General features: G+C 47.3%; 15 protein-coding genes. 5 read left to right on the plus strand and 10 right to left on the minus strand.

The window, feature by feature from the left end; genetic code table 11:
* Window positions 1–8: 8 nt before the first annotated feature.
* The 4 genes from ACQ76X_RS14675 to ACQ76X_RS14690 all read right to left on the minus strand — a co-directional run bounded on the left by ACQ76X_RS14675 (window position 9) and on the right by ACQ76X_RS14690 (window position 3089).
* A complete protein-coding gene (locus ACQ76X_RS14675) occupies window positions 9–758 on the minus strand; it encodes an ABC transporter permease (protein ID WP_438494805.1) in 750 nt (249 codons plus the stop codon).
* Window positions 755–1678, minus strand: coding sequence for an ABC transporter ATP-binding protein (locus ACQ76X_RS14680; RefSeq protein ID WP_438494806.1), 924 nt, complete (start codon window positions 1676–1678; stop codon window positions 755–757). The genes ACQ76X_RS14675 and ACQ76X_RS14680 overlap by 4 nt, the downstream gene beginning before the upstream one ends.
* A gap of 61 nt (window positions 1679–1739) precedes the next feature.
* A complete protein-coding gene (locus ACQ76X_RS14685) occupies window positions 1740–2429 on the minus strand; it encodes a TetR/AcrR family transcriptional regulator (RefSeq protein ID WP_438494807.1) in 690 nt (229 codons plus the stop codon).
* An 87-nt stretch (window positions 2430–2516) separates the two neighbouring features.
* Window positions 2517–3089: a TetR-like C-terminal domain-containing protein gene (locus ACQ76X_RS14690; protein ID WP_438494808.1), complete on the minus strand. Its 573-nt coding sequence runs from the start codon at window positions 3087–3089 to the stop codon at window positions 2517–2519.
* 293 nt (window positions 3090–3382) lie between these two features.
* Between ACQ76X_RS14690 and ACQ76X_RS14695 the strand changes: the two genes are divergently transcribed.
* Window positions 3383–4819, plus strand: coding sequence for a DHA2 family efflux MFS transporter permease subunit (locus tag ACQ76X_RS14695; protein ID WP_438494866.1), 1437 nt, complete (start codon window positions 3383–3385; stop codon window positions 4817–4819).
* A gap of 198 nt (window positions 4820–5017) precedes the next feature.
* Window positions 5018–5587 (plus strand): hypothetical protein, encoded by a 570-nt coding sequence (locus ACQ76X_RS14700; protein ID WP_438494809.1) that lies wholly within the window; start codon window positions 5018–5020, stop codon window positions 5585–5587.
* Window positions 5588–5656: 69 nt separating this feature from the next.
* Here the strand turns inward: ACQ76X_RS14700 and ACQ76X_RS14705 are convergent, their stop codons facing one another.
* The 3 genes from ACQ76X_RS14705 to ACQ76X_RS14715 all read right to left on the minus strand — a co-directional run bounded on the left by ACQ76X_RS14705 (window position 5657) and on the right by ACQ76X_RS14715 (window position 10115).
* On the minus strand, window positions 5657–7714 hold the full coding sequence (locus ACQ76X_RS14705) for an iron ABC transporter permease (protein WP_438494810.1): 2058 nt from the start codon (window positions 7712–7714) through the stop codon (window positions 5657–5659).
* Window positions 7715–7722: 8 nt separating this feature from the next.
* Window positions 7723–8757, minus strand: coding sequence for an ABC transporter substrate-binding protein (locus ACQ76X_RS14710; protein WP_438494811.1), 1035 nt, complete (start codon window positions 8755–8757; stop codon window positions 7723–7725).
* Between the two features lie 854 nt (window positions 8758–9611).
* Window positions 9612–10115, minus strand: a complete 504-nt coding sequence (locus ACQ76X_RS14715) for a MerR family transcriptional regulator (protein ID WP_340896593.1) — start codon at window positions 10113–10115, stop codon at window positions 9612–9614.
* Window positions 10116–10352: 237 nt separating this feature from the next.
* Here ACQ76X_RS14715 and ACQ76X_RS14720 point away from each other — a divergent pair, with 237 nt between their 5' ends.
* Window positions 10353–11480: an NADH-dependent flavin oxidoreductase gene (locus tag ACQ76X_RS14720; protein WP_438494812.1), complete on the plus strand. Its 1128-nt coding sequence runs from the start codon at window positions 10353–10355 to the stop codon at window positions 11478–11480.
* 396 nt (window positions 11481–11876) lie between these two features.
* Here ACQ76X_RS14720 and ACQ76X_RS14725 read toward each other — a convergent pair whose 3' ends face one another.
* The gene (locus ACQ76X_RS14725; protein WP_340896589.1) at window positions 11877–13271 is read right to left on the minus strand and encodes a PTS transporter subunit EIIC; all 1395 of its coding nucleotides are present in this window, start codon (window positions 13269–13271) and stop codon (window positions 11877–11879) included.
* Window positions 13272–13524: 253 nt separating this feature from the next.
* Here ACQ76X_RS14725 and ACQ76X_RS14730 point away from each other — a divergent pair, with 253 nt between their 5' ends.
* Window positions 13525–14724 carry an enolase C-terminal domain-like protein gene (locus ACQ76X_RS14730; RefSeq protein ID WP_438494813.1) on the plus strand — a complete coding sequence of 400 codons (1200 nt, stop codon included), beginning with the start codon at window positions 13525–13527 and terminating at the stop codon, window positions 14722–14724.
* Window positions 14725–14797: 73 nt separating this feature from the next.
* On the opposite strand, the gene ACQ76X_RS14735 is transcribed toward ACQ76X_RS14730, so the two are convergent.
* Window positions 14798–15505: a GntR family transcriptional regulator gene (locus ACQ76X_RS14735; protein WP_076112612.1), complete on the minus strand. Its 708-nt coding sequence runs from the start codon at window positions 15503–15505 to the stop codon at window positions 14798–14800.
* Between the two features lie 63 nt (window positions 15506–15568).
* Here ACQ76X_RS14735 and ACQ76X_RS14740 point away from each other — a divergent pair, with 63 nt between their 5' ends.
* The gene (locus ACQ76X_RS14740) at window positions 15569–16063 is read left to right on the plus strand and encodes a PTS sugar transporter subunit IIA (RefSeq protein ID WP_438494814.1); all 495 of its coding nucleotides are present in this window, start codon (window positions 15569–15571) and stop codon (window positions 16061–16063) included.
* 814 nt (window positions 16064–16877) lie between these two features.
* On the opposite strand, the gene ACQ76X_RS14745 is transcribed toward ACQ76X_RS14740, so the two are convergent.
* Window positions 16878–17669 carry a TrmH family RNA methyltransferase gene (locus tag ACQ76X_RS14745; RefSeq protein WP_438494815.1) on the minus strand — a complete coding sequence of 264 codons (792 nt, stop codon included), beginning with the start codon at window positions 17667–17669 and terminating at the stop codon, window positions 16878–16880.
* Window positions 17670–17909: the final 240 nt, after the last annotated feature.

Here is a 17909-nt window from a genome sequence, read left to right on the forward strand (position 1 = left end):
TTTATCAATTATGCTTGGTCAGCATAACGCCACCATGAGAGTGTGCCGATCAAGCCAATACCACCGGTCAGATACGGAAGGCTGAGACTCAGAGCCTGCAAATGGGCATTTCCCTCCCCCGAAGCGCCGCTGAGGAGCCCGGGGATGGCCCATGGAATATATTCCGTAATTCCAATGCCTCCGCCAAGCTGGGAAATCACGATTGTAAGCACAATGAACCCAAACGCAGACATATACCCGCGTCCAACGCTGGCCATCCAGGCTACCGGGATGCATAGGCAGATGACCATAAGACTGAGCAATACATATTCCCTGAAGCTTTGCGCGATGATCTCAAGGCTCCAGCCATCCAACTGGACAAACCAGGCGGTAAGGCCTCCAATCGCAAACATAAGGAGTGCCAGGACCTCACACCAAACTGTGGCAACCATTAATTTAGCGGCTGCCACACTGTAACGGGAACGCGGCAATGCCAGTAAATCCTTAACCGTACGGTCAGAGTATTCCCGGCCGAATATCCAACTGTATATAAAACCGAATCCGATCAAGCCTCCGATCGAAACCACATAACCAAGCTCATCCATAAACCCCGGCACATCCAATATACTCTCTATGTTGTTCTGAGAACCCAGCGATCCGGAAAATACGAGCCCCAGCATAACCGGCAGCAGGATGCTGGTGCCGAGTGATATCCATAGCAGCCTGGACCGGCGAAGCTTCAAGATTTCTCCCCCTGTGGCTGATAACCATTGATTCATTCTGTTGCTCCCCCTCCGGTTTCAATTTTTCTAAGAAAATAAGCTTCCAGATCCTCTTCTTCTACACTCAACTGAATGGGCGGCATATTTGCATGGACCAGCAGCTTCGCGATCTGCTCCGGACTAGCTATCGCATGATCGTCGGAGAGCCGCAGCCCTTCCTCGGAGAATTTCACCTTATAGCCGTGCTGAAGCAGCTTTATCCGGGCAGCTTCAGGATTACGGGTCTGCACAAGCAGATGTTTCCGGAGAACATGCTGCAGCTCCCTGACCTCCGTTTCCTGAAGCAGCTTGCCATGATGAACAATACCGATCCGTGTCGCCAGTCTGGCGACCTCTCCCAGGATATGGCTGGAGATAAATATTGTCACCCCGTGAGTCAGGGCAAGCTCGTTAAGCAGCTGCCGTACCTCCACAATTCCAGCGGGATCCAGTCCGTTCGTCGGCTCATCCAGAATCAGCACTTTTGGATTATGCAGCATTGCTTTGGCCAGGCCCAGCCGCTGCCCGTTGCCGAGTGACAACTTACCGGCCTTGCGGTCCCGGTAGGCGGTTAGCTGCAGCTTGTCCATTACGGCATCTATAGCATCGTGTTCCGGTATGCCCCGCAGACGGCGGATGATCTCCAGATTCTCACGGACCGTTAGCTCAGGATAAGAATAAGGGGTCTCCACCATGTATCCGACGTTCGCCCACAGCTTGTGACTGCCGGCATCCACACGTTGTCCGAACAAATAGGAAGCTCCGGAATCCGGCCGGATCATCCCCAGCAGCATGCGTATCGTCGTCGTTTTGCCCGCACCATTCAGTCCCAGAAATCCGTAGATTTCCCCTTGCTCAACATGCAGTGATATTCCGTCTACAGCATGATGGCTTCCGTAATGTTTCGTTAAGCCTTCAGTCTGAATAATAGCATTCACATTATCGCCTCCTTTATAAACTAACTAGTTAGTTATATTTGATGAAAATATAAGCCATCTTCTACAGTAAAGATGGCTCCATGACACCATAAATGACAAACTTCGCAATCTGATCCATGGTGTGCTCCTTCATCTCCGGGGAGTCCAGCTTCCCCATCACTTTCTTGTAGCGTGAAAAGGACTGAAGTGTCGCTGTCGTCACATTCAGAATCAGAATCGGAAACATCGCCGGATCGAAATCCTGCCGGAGGATTCCATTCTGCTTCGCGGCTATGGCCAGCTCATGCAGCTGAGTCATATCATCCGGGCGGTAGGTGATTTGATTCCAGGTCTTCCAATCCTCAGCGGCCTCCCAGAATAGAATTTTCAAATATCGCGGGTACTCCAGGAGAAACTCATACATATGCCGGGTAATCTTCTCCAGAAAACTCTTGAATACAACAGGGTCACTCATGAGACTTGGGTTCTTCAACAGCTCGGCGATTGCCGCCCCAGTTACCTGTTCACTAATCTGGTCGGCACGTTTGACTACTTCAGTGTAAAGTCCCAGCTTATCGCCGAAATACTGATAGATCAGGCTTTTGTTATACCCCGAAGCCTTCGCAATCCCGTCGATTCGTGCTGCTGAATAACCGAGCTCGGCAAACGTCTCCTCCGCTGCGTCAAGAATCATCCCCTTGGTTCGGGCTGCATCGTAAGTTCTTGAACTTCGCTTACCATTGCCCTTGCTCCCGCTCTCTGCTGGCGTCATGGTTTTCACCTCTTTTTATAACTAACTGGTTAGATTATATTTGAATGTGCTACCGAAGTCAATAATCACCTATATTCTATTGATCTGTTATTGAGAGGGGAGCAACGTTATTTGTCTGGCCAGATAGGACGGTGTATAGGGCATGTCCTTTCGAAGCCAGGCGACAATCGTACCAATCAAGGCTGCGGAACCGTACCAAATGGCGATCTCTCTTTGTATGTTTGCTGACGAGTCCCCCGGGTCGCCTTGCTTTCGCTCCAGTCTTTCAGCAATCATTTCCGACAGCAGCTTGAACAAACGATCCGTGAAGATCGTAATTTGTCTCGACGTAAGAATAACTTTGTAAAATCTTGCATTTTCCTCAATATGCTTGAGAAGGTTCTCCAGCAGTGGCCAATCCTCCTTGTCTGCCAACTCCGAATGATTGTTTACTACCTGATGAATGTCCTCGACCATATCATCTGCCATCTTCTCCAGCATATCCGGGAGATCCCGGTAATGCAGATAAAACGTAACGCGATTGATTTTTGCCCGCTCTGCAATGCGGTTTACCGAAATTTTCTCGATATCCATTTCCTCTAGCAGTTCAATCACGGCATTTCTAAGCAATTGACGCGTGCGGAGTATGCGTGGATCTGTTCGCGACGTTGTTTTATTCATCCTTCTCGCTCCATTCTTCTACTTTCACATCGTAAACTACATCTTTAAAAGAATTGTAGCTTTTTATACAGTAAAACTACAAATTCGAGTTAATTGTAAACTAATAAACACTTTTTCAGAAAACGTTGCTTGCTTACATGTAAATTTCATTTATAATCTGATTTATACATTGTAAACTATACAACACATTGTATATTAAGTCCAAGATCTACGATTTGAAAGGATGGAGTGGAGTGAGTAAAGAGATAGGAGCAACGAGCAGTTCCATAAAAAAGGGACCCATCTTATTCATTATGATTTTGGGAGCCTTTCTTGCGACGTTGAATCAGACAGTGATGAGCGTTGCCGTGCCGGGATTAATGATTGATTTTAACATCTCGGCGGCAACGGCCCAGTGGCTGACAACAGGTTATATGCTCGTTAACGGAGTGCTGATTCCGATTACGGCTTATTTAATGCAACGGTTTACTACGCGCGAGCTTTTCCAGACTTCCATGTTTATTTTCCTGGCAGGAACGATCGTATCGGCCCTTGCCACAAGCTTCCCCCTTCTGCTGACCGGGCGCATGATTCAGGCAGCCGGCGCTGGGATTATTATGCCGCTGCTTACCAATGTCATATTAGCCCTCTTTCCTCGTGAAAAGCGGGGAGCAGCCATGGGTATGGTCGGGTTAGCGATTATTTTCGCACCTGCGATAGGGCCAACTCTGGCCGGATATATTTTGGAACATTACACATGGGAAATGATGTTTTACGGGATGATCCCACTTACTGTCATTGTGATCATCTGCGGATTTATTTATTTGCGGAATGTATCGACACGTTCTTATCCCAAAATTGATATGGTCAGCGTCATCCTTTCCACCATCGGTTTCGGAACTTTGCTGTATGGCTTCAGCCGGGCTGCAAGCGCAGGCTGGTCGAGCGCGGAGGTGCTTTTGTCTCTCGGTGCAGGCATCCTTTCCCTTGCCTTGTTTACTTGGCGGCAGTTGGCTTCCCAAAACCCGCTTCTTGATCTCCGGGCCTTCAAATACAATATGTTCTCTTTAACCACTGTCATAAGTATCGCGGTTACGATCGTGATGTACGCCGATATGATGCTGCTGCCTCTGTATCTTCAGAATGCGCGCGGATATACAGCCATGGAATCCGGTCTGCTGCTGCTTCCCGGCGCACTTATAATGGGACTGCTCATGCCGGTCACCGGCAAGCTGTTTGACCGGTTCGGCGCAAAATGGCTGGCCATCATCGGTCTACTGATCACGATTGCGACGACGCTAAGCTTTGTGAACTTGACAGACTCGACCAGCTACAGTTATCTGGTACTTATGTCCACAGGCCGGCGGATCGGGATGGCTCTGCTCCTCATGCCTATACAAACCTTAGGGTTGAATCAATTGCCAGCCAAGCTTAATGCGCACGGTACAGCCATCTCCAATACCGTTAGACAAGTGGCCGGTGCCGTAGGCACTTCTCTGCTTGTAACCGTGATGACAAGCCGTACCACGACTCATATGCAGGAGATGATGGCTGCAGGTGGCGCCAAGGGCGCAACACAGGAGCACATGATAATGGAAGCTTCGATTCAGGGCATCAATGACGCCTATCTCGTAATTGTGGGAATCGGTATTCTCGGATTGCTGCTCTCCTTCTTCATCAAACAAGTGGGACAAACGTCCGAGAAGGAATCCGGACAGAAGCTGAAAACGATCACTGCGGAAGAAGTCTAGATTACAGAATAACCAGTATACACCACAACGAAGTTCCAGATCACGAGAAAGCAAACTTTCCAGCCCTTTCGCTTCCCAATAGGAAGCCGGAAGGGCTTTATTCTTGTTCCGGCACATTCTACATGTCTGTATGAAGCCAAATGCAACTTTTCATAAGCAATGCCGTCTTATTATCATATTCAAAAAAGGTGGGATACAATGCTTAAATCTACCCTGGTTTCCATCCTATTGACGGCTTTCATCCTCTTAACCGCGTGCGCTGGAGGTCCAAATCAATCCAACACAGCAGTAAACACACCCGGAAACGATGTTACACAGACAGAATCCCAACGTCCTTTGAACGGTAATAGTGTGGTAAAAGAACAAGATATTACCGAGACAGATCTGGAGGATGTATCTAATTTTGATTCGGGAATGTTCATAGACCTGAAATCCTACGAAGATCAGTTAACTGAAGAAAACGTGTCGGCGCTTACCGCACTCGAAAAGAATCTTGTAGCGTTGGTTGAGCATAACAACACGGATTATAATGCCGGTTTTGTGAATGAAAAGCTGGTTGACGCTATGAAGTATTATTACGGCGAACAATTCCAGTATCGGTTTACAGCGATCGAGAGCATTGAGCCAAATCCGATGAATGGTAATTTACACATTACCGTTACCGGACAACGTTTGGATACGAATACTCAGACGATTGAGGATGTCAAAATGATGTACGCTCTCGGTCAGAACGATCAGGGAGACTGGGTGGTTTATACAATTGACTGAGCGTACAAACAAAAAACCGATACCTAAAAAGGTACCGGTTTTAAGTCATTCTAGTTCTCTTCATCCCTTTTACTTCTTGCTGACAAGCGAACGATACATTAGAAACAGGAAATATGGAGCTCCAATGATCATAATAATCAGGCCTGACGGTATTTCTATCGGGGCCATTATGGTTCTTCCGATCGTATCGGCAATGACCAGCATTAATCCCCCCAGCAGTCCCGACAAAATAATGGAGCGTCTCGTGTGATGCCCGATCATCATCCGTACTGCATGCGGCGCCATAAGCCCGAGAAATCCGATTGTCCCTACGCTGGCAACGGCTCCCGCTGCAAGCAAAACGCCGATAATCATAGCCCACAGCCGAGTTCCCCGAACCGGCAAGCCAAAACCTGTTGAACTCTCGTCGCCAAACGCCAGCAAATCAAATTTCCGGCCCAGATAATATGCAACCGGCACAAGGACAATCAGAAAGATAAACAGGCTGTAAAACTGATTCCAGCCCCGGCCATAGGTCGAACCCGTCAGCCAAATAAAGGAACTGCTGCTCCACAGGCTTGCCTTAACGATCATAACCTGTATGCCCGCAGAGCCGACTGCCGATACAGCGATTCCGAGCAGGATGAGCACGGACGGATTCAAGGCTTTGCGCCAGGCCAGAAAGAATACAAGGGCTGCTGCGACAACCCCACCTGCAATTGCGGCTAAAGGTAAAACAACTACCGTCAATGCAGGCCATACGAACAGTACGATCATCGCACCAAGCCCGGCGCCTGAGGTCACGCCGATAATCGAAGCGTCGGCCAGCGGATTGCGGACAGCGCTTTGAATTAAGACACCGCTGACGGCCAGCGCGATACCGCCGCAAGCTGCAACGAGAGTACGCGGAAGCCGCAGATTCAGCAGCACAGAAAACGATTGATCTCCCCCGGGGATAAGACTGCTCAGCAAATCAGCCAGCGGAATTCTCGTTCCCCCAAGCGATAAGCTCACAAGGATGACAACGAGGAGCAGTGCGGTCATGAATATCGCCGTAGGAACAAAACGCATACGCAGCGCGGCTCCCCCAACGCTCATGGATGACTGTCCGGAGCCTGAACCGGAAATATTCTTCATCTTGGTAAGCACCAGCCAAATGAGCCATGGCGCTCCAATAATCGCCATAACCGCACCGACCGGTATCTCACCTACATTGCTCCGCACCACACGCGCAAGCGTATCCGCTGCCGTAATGAGCAATGCTCCCCACAAGGCACTCGCGGGAATAAGCAGGCGATGCTTGCGGATACCGCTAAGCCGGACCAGATGCGGAGCGACCAGACCGACGAAACCTATCGGTCCGACCACACTGACCACGATCGCAGCCATGAGCACCGATATGCCCAGGCCCACTGCCCGGGTTAACCCCACACGCTGTCCCAGCGAGCGGGCGGTTGACTCATCAAGCTCAAGCGCATCGAATTGCCGGCCGGCGAATACTGCCGCCCCAATCAGCGCAAGGACGAAAGGCCAAGCGTACCGGACACCATCCCAGTCCAGTTGAATCAGGGAACCTGCGCCCCATAAGAATAAATTTTGTGTTTCCGTCTGTTTGAAGATATGTAAGGCAGATGTGAACGCACCCAATACCATAGATACGATCATACCCGATAAGGCCAGCCGGACAGGCGTAGCCGCCTTGCCTCCGCCCAGGAAATAGGCGGCCATTGCCGCCAGAAGTCCCCCTCCCGCAGCCAGCAAAAACGGGAACTGCTGCTGCATAGCCGGGAAAGCAACCACACCTAGGACAACCATAAAGTAAGCCCCGGCATTAATCCCCAGCGTATCCGAGGATGCGAGCGGGTTCTTCGTTATGGTTTGCAGTAATGCGCCAGCCGCAGCTAAAGCAGCCCCGGCCAGAATCCCGATAACCGTACGCGGCATCCGGATATCCCAGAGCAGATTATGCTCCATCACATCCTGGCGGTTCAGCAATCCATCCAATAGGGTGGCTGCCGGAATTTTGGCCTCTCCGAAGCCGAGGCTCAGGAGGAATAGAACGAAGAGGACGGCAAGGCCGCCCCCAAATATTCCAATTAGCCGCCAGGTCATTCCGATTGGGGATGCCTTGCTACTATTCTCGTTCATCAAAGTACTCATTTCGTTAAACTATTTACAACTTCATCCACGATAACCTTGGAGGAGACCGGACCGCCGAACACCCAAGTTGCGCTGCCTAATCCAAAGGTGCGTTTCTCCTTCACGAAGGTAAGGCCTTTCCAGACGGAATTATCCTTCAGTTCGTTCGAGAAAATATCATCATCCTTCTGGACGATATAGATCAGATTGGTATCCTGAACCGCAGGCAATGCTTCAACTGTCGATGTGCTGAATCCGTAAGCCTCAAAAGCTTCGGGTTTCCAGTCGTTCTTCAAGCCGATCCGGTCCAGCGTCTGTACCGCCAGAGAATTATCCGTAAATAGACGCATCGTCGCTGCATTCTGATAGCTGTAGGCTTGCGTCAGTACATAGTTCAAGCCTTCCTTGCCTGCAGCGGCCAGCTTCGTCTTGGCATCCGCATAATGCGCATCCAAATCTGCCAGGACCTTATCACCTTCCGCGGTCTTGCCGACAGCGGCTGCAATCGTTTTGAAGATGTCTTCCATCATCGTGTATTGATCGCCTTGGCCTTCAGGCGGATACAGGCCGAAAATCAGCGTTGGCGCAATGCCCTTCAATTGCTCATAGATAGCTTCATGGCTGTCTGTATTCGCAATAATCAAATCCGGCTTCAGCGCCGCAATCGTCTCCAGATTCGGCTCACCGCGTGTACCGACATCAGTCACGCCTGCATCCAGGGGCGCTTCGCCAGTTACCCACACCTTATAGTTTTCGTTATCGGCATTCCCTACCGGCTGCATGCCGAGGGCAATAATATCTTCAGTAAATGTCCACTCCAGCACTACGACCTTTTGTGCAGGCTTGTCCAGCTTAACCTCACCTTTAGCATCCTTCAGCACAATCGGGCCACTCGCCGCTTCACTGCCAGCATTCGTTGCAGTTGCAGTTGCAGTTGCATTGCCGGTTGCGCTTTCGTTAGCTGCCGGACTTTTCGTATTGTTGGATCCACAACCTGCCACAACCAGTATGACAGCAATAACCAGAACTAAACTCAACAACCTTTTGTGCATTTTGTAAATCCCCCTGATATTCAGATATAAGTTTTCTATGATAATCGTTATCGTTATATTGATAATGATTATCATTTCTATTCATATTAGCTATCTTATATGCGATTTCCCGGAATGTCAAAGTTAAAATTTAAATTTATGGAGAAAGTGAGGCTTGAGGTCAGGTAGCTTTCTCTTGCGCCTAATTTGCTCAAGCAAGCAGCCGCTGATCAAAAACACAGAGAGCATAGCCCGGGACACAAATAATTCCGGCAAACTACATGCAGTTTGCCGGAATTATTGAGTAGATGATAAGCGGTATTGACGTTTGGAGCCTTTTTACTGCTTTTATCCTCCCTGATAGACAGTTTCGTCCTGACGAACCTCCCGCCCCGCAGCCTTGGCCTGCTCAAGCAGCTGGGCTGCGAAAGCATTCTTTCGCATGAACTAATTACATTCCGCAATCCGCTCGGCACATGCAAATCTCATATGCTCAGTCTCAATCATATCTTCAGAGTATTTATAGAAAATAAAGTATTATATAGGTTGAACTTAAGGTTTTAGAGTTCAGGATCAGTCGCAACTACGGTGAATATTTGGACTTCCGGCGTTGTTGTCGTAAGAATTTCTTGATCAATACCGCTCTTAGCGGTAGAAATCCGAAGACTGCTTATGCTTTCGATGCTAGCTTTCCTTCGGAAAGCTTTCAGGCGGACACCACCGCTCCTCCAGTTCCAAAATCCCCCTCCGTTCCTCCTTTTCCTTATCTCAAGTTTTTAAGTTCAATCTATATAGAATGACCCCGGCACATAAAAGTGGCAGTCCTAGATAAGAAAAAAGTCCTAGACTGCCACTGTTTGATTGAGCTAACAAGCTTATTTAATCGCATTTGGTAACTTGCCCGTTTTCGCAGATGCGGAAAAATAACTCATCTCTACGACGGAAATGGGCTTTGTTTTTGTCTCCTTAAATTCTTCTAGAACGCCGTCTGGAGTTTGATCTGAGCATTCCCCTCGGGGTCTCCCTTCTTCCAACTTTATGTCAATGAAATCAACGATTTGCTGAAGTGATGAGATTTGGCTGACAATATTATCCCGTTGGCTCCTTAATTCCTCAACCAACTCCAGATGTTCAGCGGGATCAGCGTCAGCGGAGACCTTCAAAAATGGCTTCATTGCCTCCAGGGAAATCCCCGTTTTTTTCAGACAGACTATCAATCGGATCGTATTGATGTCCTTCTGGTGGTAGACTCGATGCCCATTGTCCTTCCTGTCCGCCTGAGGGAGCAAATTAATCTTTTCGTAATAACGGATCGTGTCCTCAGAAAGTCCAGTTAGCTCCGCAGTTTGCTTTATCGTGAACGTTTGCTCGGTTATCATCCCGCACCTCCGGAAATTGAAACTTAGGGCATTATACATCTTAGAGTCGGCTCCAAGTCAAGTCTCTAACCTTGGAACAACTAATTCTATATTTATGTCTTGACTTAAAGCCGACTCCAACAAATATCATAGCCGTTATACGGGGAAGGAGGAAGTCTACAACAAACACGAACCAACGTGAAAATATATCACTAATACGTTTAGTAATTACAGAAAAGATAACAGGAGTGAACAACTATGAACCCTAAATATCAACCTTTAATGGAGCCGTTTCGTTTCAAGAATGGGGTCGAAGTAAAGAACCGCGTCGTTCTTGCACCAATGACCATTTCTTATTCTCAGCAAGACGGTACGCTATCTGATGAGATAACCGCGTATTACGAAAGTCGTTCGAACGGCGTTGGAATAGCTGTCACTGGAAGTACCGTGGTGACACCAAATGGGAAGATGTTTGGTGGAGAGGTGGGGGCTGATCGTGATGATATGATCCCAAGCCTGCAACGTTTGGCAACAGCAATTAAGAAACACGGGGCAAAAGCCATTCTACAAATATTTCATGGTGGTCGCGAATGTCTGCCCGAAGTGGTACCCAATGGTAAGATTGTAAGTGCGAGTGCGGTTGCTAAGGAAGGGGGAAGTGTGATCCCTCGAGCACTCGAAGAGCAGGAAATTATAGAGATCATTCATGCGTTTGGCGCTAGCACCCGTAGGGCGATCGAGGCTGGTTTCGACGGGGTAGAGATTCACGGGGCAAATCGATTTCTAATTCAACAATTTTTCTCACCATACACAAACCGGCGTGATGATCGCTGGGGAGGAAATGTAGACAAACGTATGGCTTTTCCGCTCGCTATTGTAGATGAAGTGAAAAAAGTGGTGGCTGAACATGCCAAACAGCCGTTTCTAGTGGGATATCGGTTGTCCCCAGAAGAAGAAATGACACCCGGTATTACAATGGCCGATACGCTAAAATTGATAGATGCCCTGGCAAACCAAAACTTGGATTATTTGCATGTCTCTTTAATGAACTTCTGGTCTAAGCCTAGACGTGGAGTAGAGGACAATCGCTCTAGAATGGAAATTATTTATGAGCTCGTTGGGCAAAGAGTTCCCGTTATCGGTGTAGGTTCAATCCATACACCTGATGATGCGCTTAGAGCGTTACAATCGGGGGTCCCTTTTATAGCACTTGGACGAGAATTGATTATCGATCCAGATTGGGTTGAAAAAATAACTCAAGGTAAGGAAAGTGAAATTCGTACTGAGTTAACTTTAAATGATCAAGAACAATTGGGGATTTCCGATCCATTATGGCAGAAAATTATCAATACCCCAGGATGGTTCCCGTTTGCAAATCAAGGTTAACAGTCACCCCTGTAAGAAGATGGGAATTTGCCGCAACGACAAAAAGGCTGGAGATTGGATCGGGGACAGACTCGATCTTCTCCCTGTCTTTTGGCTTCTTGTGGACACTAATGTGAGTTGTAATTCACTATGGCACAAAAAGCGTTCCTATTTAGGGTATTCTGTAACGTTATTTTGGCACAAACGTTGCAATAGGATAAATTCCCCCTCCCTTCTTGCTTTGCCTTGTTCCTGTCGGACAGGATCTTATCTAAGACAAAAGCCCACAGTCAGCCAGTTAGGCCGAGTGCGGGCTTTTCATTATCTTTCGAAAACGTTATACAGCAAAATTTAAGGCTACCTGCGAAAATTAAGTTCGGGCCTGTAATGCTTCCCACAAATAACATATTTGCTGCATTACTGTGCAGACTGCAGGGAGGCTTTATTGGCATTTTCAACATCATTTTTACTCAGAAGTAGATTGCAAACGGTAAAACCTACCGCAACCGCAATGAACATTCCCGAAATTGCATAGACAAAGTAGGGGCCGATGTATGCCGGAATACTGAAAATACTGGACAGTACATATCCGTACAAACGGACACCGAAGAAACTAATGTAGGCGGAAGCAACCGTACTAGCAATCGTGGCAGCCAAGAAGGCTTTTTTGTACTTTGCTAACACCCCGAACAAAGCGGGCTCTGTTATTCCCAGCAAGCCGGAGACGGCAGCGGAGACGATAATTGTTTTTTCTTTCGGGGTCTTCACTTTAAAATACACGGCAAAGGTTGCGCCTACAATCGAGAAGTTAGCCATACACATCATTGGCATTAACATATCGTAGCCTTGTGTTGCAAAGTTCTGCAGCGCAATTGGGGTCATGGCATGGTGCATGCCCGTAAAGACAGCTATTGGACGAATCGCACCAACAACCACACCAGCCAGAACAGGGGAGATGTCAAACAAGCCTTGAACCAGCCAAGCCAGTCCGTTTCCTAAATAGACACCGATTGGACCAATAACAGCTAAAGCCATAAATCCAGAGATAAATAGAGTCAACGTTGGTGTAACTACCGTTCTGAGCACTTCCGGAACAATCTTGTTAACCCAGCCATAAATATAACTCATCGCCCAAACGGCAAAAATAATCGGGATGACAGTTCCGCTATAGTTGAAAACAGGAATCGGGAGCAGATTAAGGAAATGAAAGGAGGATATTTCACCGGCTTTCGCCGCATCCACCATCGTTGGGAACATAATAGTTGCCGCTATGGCAATGGCCAAATACTGATTGGTCTTAAAAATCTTGGCCGCCGAGGCTGCCAGGAAGAATGGCAGGAAAGTGAACACACCGCTGGCCATCATATTTATTATTTGAAAGGTCTCACTTTTATCCGAGATGTAATGAAGTGCAGTCAAACCGGCAATAAGTCCTTTGATTAATCCCGCACCTGCAATTGCTGGTACAATGGGCCCGAATACGCCAGATACTATGTTCATGAAGAGAGTAACAAAACCTACTTTTTGCTTGCTTCCCTTCTCCTCTTCAGGACTCTGCGCATCCTTCAGCTTGAGCTCATTAGCCAGAACGGTGTAATATTCTCCGACTTTAGGACCTAGTATTATTTGAAACTGGTCTTGATTGAACTGCGCACCAAGTACTGGGTCCAACTCTTTGATTTTCGCAATATCCACTTTATTTTTATCTTTCAGCTCAAATCTAAGTCGTGTCATACAATGCCAAGCGTTTTCAATATTCTCCTCACCGCCTATACCTGCAATCATGTCCTTAATCGCTTTCTCTTTGCTCATCAAGAATTCTCCTGTCCTAATGGATATTGGTTCCGTTTACACACTGAATAGTATCATAAAGAAACTTCTAATAAAAGCAGTCCAAAATGGTTCGCCTTTATCAAAAAAACCTTTATAACAAAGGGTTTTTATTCAATTTTCATCATAATTGGACTGATATCTTTCGTTATTCAACCGGTTTACCAAACCAAATTGATTCTTCCTTTCAAACTATGGTTCAATACTCTTAGAAATTGTAGAAAAGAGGAGAAACATGAACCCTTCCATCATCACTAATGTGGAAAGCTTTATACTAAAACCTGACCGTCATAATCTGGTGGTTGTCAGGGTAACTACGGGTAATGGAGTCATTGGATATGGCTGCGCCACTTTTCAACAACGGCCCAAAGCCGTCCAGCTCGTCATAGAGGAATACCTCAGACCGATTTTACTTGGCCGTGACGCCAACCATATTGAAGACTTGTGGCATATGATGATGGTCAATTCATACTGGCGCAACGGACCTATTCTGAATAATGCAGTTTCCGGTGTTGATATGGCTCTATGGGATATTAAAGGCAAGCTCGCCGGTATGCCATTGTATCAGCTGTTTGGCGGCAAATCACGGGATGCCATTCCGGCATATACTCATGCAGTTGCTGACAATATTGAAGATCTGTACAGCGAGATCGATGGACTCCTTGAACAAGGATACAAGCACATCCGTTGCCAGCTTGGCTTCTACGGAGGGAATCCTTCACAGCTGCACTCTCCGGCCACTTCCACAGCGGGCTCCTATTATGATCAGGACGAGTATATGGAGACTACGGTCAGAATGTTTGCTCTTTTGCGGGAAAAGTATAACAACCGGTTCCATATTCTTCATGATGTTCACGAGCGGTTATTCCCCAATCAGGCCGTGCAGTTTGCCAAAGCGGTCGAACCGTATAAACCCTACTTTATCGAGGATATTTTGCCGCCGGATCAGAATGAATGGTTAGGGCAGATCCGCTCACAAACGTCAACGGCGATTGCCACAGGCGAACTGTTCAACAATCCGCTGGAATGGAGAAACCTGATTGCGGGTAGACAGATTGATTTCATCCGCTGCCATGTATCCCAAATCGGGGGAATTACACCTGCGCTGAAGCTTGGAGCATTATGCGAGGCTTTCGGGGTTCGTATCGCCTGGCATACACCATCCGATATTACGCCAATTGGAATTGCCGTCAATACACATCTCAACATTCATCTGCATAATGCAGCGATTCAGGAGAATATTCCGATTAAAGCAAACACCCGCAGCGTATTTTCGCACAATATTGACGCCATTGATGGCTATATTTATCCGCTTGATCTGCCGGGCATCGGCGTGGCGTTCAATGAGGAACAGGCAGGTGCCTTCCCGGTGGAATACCGTATGCATGAATGGACACAGGCCAGATTACCCGACGGGACGCTAATGACGCCGTAATTAAGGCGCAGCAAAAGACTCTCCGGCACAGGCGGTCAGCACGGAGAGTTTCAGGTCAATGATTAGCTGCGTATCAGAGGTTTCTTCTTTTGTGATGCTCGTTGTTGAAGGCCGTCAAGTACGTGCACTTATAGTCGACAGCCACAATTTCACTGATTTCAAAAATGGTACCGTTATTCAGAATTCCACGGCTTGAAATTTTCATTGCTGGACTTTTCTTTTTTTGCTGCAAGAACATCGCTTGTTCTTTATCAAGCGAGATTGCCTCATAAGTATTCAGGTAATGTGAGATAGTAAACTTATGCTTTTTCACAAATGACTGAATGGAATTCTCGGCATCCTTCTGTGTTAATACAGGGAATAATGTCGCAGGCAATCTCGACTGCTCAATCTGCATTGTCTGATAGTTAACGATTCTCAAGCGCTGGTACATCCACACTTCATCCTCGGCAGTTATATTAAAGATTTGCTGGTCACTAGGGGTGGAAGGAAGCTTCTGCAGTTCGATGACCTTAGACTGAATATTGGAATAAGGATTTTCTGTAAGTGAGTTGTAGATCAGCGGACTGGCTTGAATATTTTTGTTAATAAAAATACCCGAGCCCTGGACAACCTTAACCATACCCATATATTTCAGCTTCTTAATGGATTCTTGTATTGTAAATCTGGAAACCTTATATTGCGCTGCCAATTCTCTTTCTGTAGGAAGCTTCCAGTCTGAATAATGTTTTTGATAGATTTTACTGAGCAGATCATGGATGACAAAGTCTCTTTTGTTCACAAGGCAGGCCCCCTATTCGTTGTTACATTGCTATTCTAACACACAGTTACAGGAGGAAAACCTATGTTTGGGTTTAAGAAAAAAAAGATAGAATCGCCTTCCATAGATATCTCATCGCCTCTCTCCGGTCAATTCTTAGCTCTGGATGAAGTTCAGGACGAAGCCTTCTCAAGTAAAGCGATGGGCGAGGGATTCGCCATCTTGCCAGATTCCGGCAGGGTCATTGCTCCTTTTGACGGCATTATCGCCCATATCATGGAAAAGAGTAAGCATGCTATTCTCATCGAGCACAATTCCGGCGTTCAATTGCTCATTCATGTTGGCATGGATACCGTTTCTCTTAAAGGGAAGGGCTTTACAGCTCATGTAAGCAACAGCGACCGGGTAAAAAAAGGACAACTTCTACTGGAATTTGATATGGAAACTCTCCGGGAAAACGGATGTTCTACTGTTACGCCCATCGTTGTTCCAGGAGGACAGGACACCGTCTCGCGGGTCGAGGTTGTAAGCGAGAGTAAACAACCTGAGAACGAGACGGTGTTACGTATATTTTATTAAGTTGTTCAGGGCTGCCTTGTAGCAGTTTTGAAGTCTGCATTTCATATTTTGAAAATTAAATAGGTTTTCGCTAATAATTTGATTACAGAAGTACAAAATGGTCTGGTATGTCTTACCATATGATTTAAAAATTCAGTGTGGTATAAATAACGGTTGTACGCTGTATTACTTATAGCCCTGCCCACATACCAATAGCAGCAATCTCTTGTCACACAAGGGATTGCTGCTATTTCTCGGTCTCATTTTGAAGCTATAAGCGGTCTCATTCATGCTTAAAAACAGTCCTACTTTATGTTATAACTCACACAGGAATTATTGTTTAGTTAAAACCCCCTGTAAAGACATAAAAATTCCTGTCCCAAATGTTTCCCTCTTCCAACCCTCCCCAATCCCTTGCCCCACAAGGCTTCCCCTTCATTTTCAAGATAAAAATTAGTGTCCCTCCGTATCAGGTAACAAGAGCAGAAAACTGGAAAGAAACTGGTTCAATTGTGAACGAAAACGAATAAAAATTAGTGTCTGAAAAGGCAGGGGGAAAGCTGGGGATCAGGTTCTCAAAAACCAGGGGAATAGCTTGAGTAAGAGCTTGAGTAAAAGACCCCACAAAACTTCTGAACCCTTGAGTTGCTTGGGTTTCTGCTTGAGTATGATTCGGGAAAAGACTGAGAGATCCCTGCATGGGTTCGCCGCAGAAGATGAAAAAAGACTGGGGATTGGATCGAGGAAAGAATCGATCTTCTCCAGTCTTTGGGTATTTGTGGACAGTTATTTTTATTCAGGGACAGTTATTGGGAAAATGGACAGGAATTATTATTTAGTTATACCCCCGCTGCCGCATCCCCTCAAACAGCAGTATCGTCGCTGCCATCGCCGCATTGAGCGATTCGGCACGGCCAGCCATCGGGATGATAATGCTTTTATCGACGAGCGCGGCCGTTTCCGGCGAGATGCCCTTGCCTTCACTGCCGATCAGCAGCCACTGGCTGCCGTGAAAATCGTGGGTGTAGCAGGAGTCCTCACCGGTCAGCGAGGTGCTGACTAAGAGTGCGCCGCGTTCCCGCGCCTGCGGCAAAACAACACTTAAATCACCCTCCACCACCGGGAGATGGAACATCGAGCCCATCGTGGAACGAATGGTCTTCGGGTTGTACAGATCGGCGCAGCCTTGGCCGAGGATCACGCCGTCCGCGCCTGCCGCATCCGCGCTGCGGATGATCGTCCCCACGTTGCCGGGGTCCTGAACTCCGTCCAGCACTACGACTAGACTATCCGGCTTCGCAAGGATCGTCTCCACGCCCTGCTGTTCCTTGCGCACCACCGCAAATACCGGCTGCGGTGTATTGGTGCTGCTGCACTTCGCAATCACCGGTGCAGACACGCCGATGACCTCCATGCCCTGTACCGCCTGCAGCAGTTCCTTCAGCTCAGATGGCATGCCCTTATCGAGGTCATACGCCAATATTTCCACATCGGCTTCGGCCAGCAGCGCCTCTTGTACGAGATGAATACCTTCCACAATATATTTGCCGGACTTATCGCGGTGTTTCTTCTCCTGCAGTCCGGCCCATTCCTTCACCCGCGTATTTTGCGGAGACATAATTTCCATGAGGTCCTACCTTTCTTTTCACCTGCAGCTTAGTTATCGCATCTTTGCTGCCTTTTTCCTTGCAGTCACTACGATCTTCCCATATATTTCTCTAACACGCTGCACCTGCACACAGCTTCATTTTAAGTGTATTTTCTGCAACTAGAATCACGCTTTTTACCCCTAATTCCAATTTAGTTGTAGTCTGTACATTTATAATCATCATTATGGCTATAAACCGGGGGTATGCTAAATTTTAAT

The sequence above is a fragment of the Paenibacillus sp. IHBB 3054 genome (assembly GCF_051594305.1).
Classification (GTDB): Bacteria; Bacillota; Bacilli; order Paenibacillales; family Paenibacillaceae; genus Paenibacillus_AQ.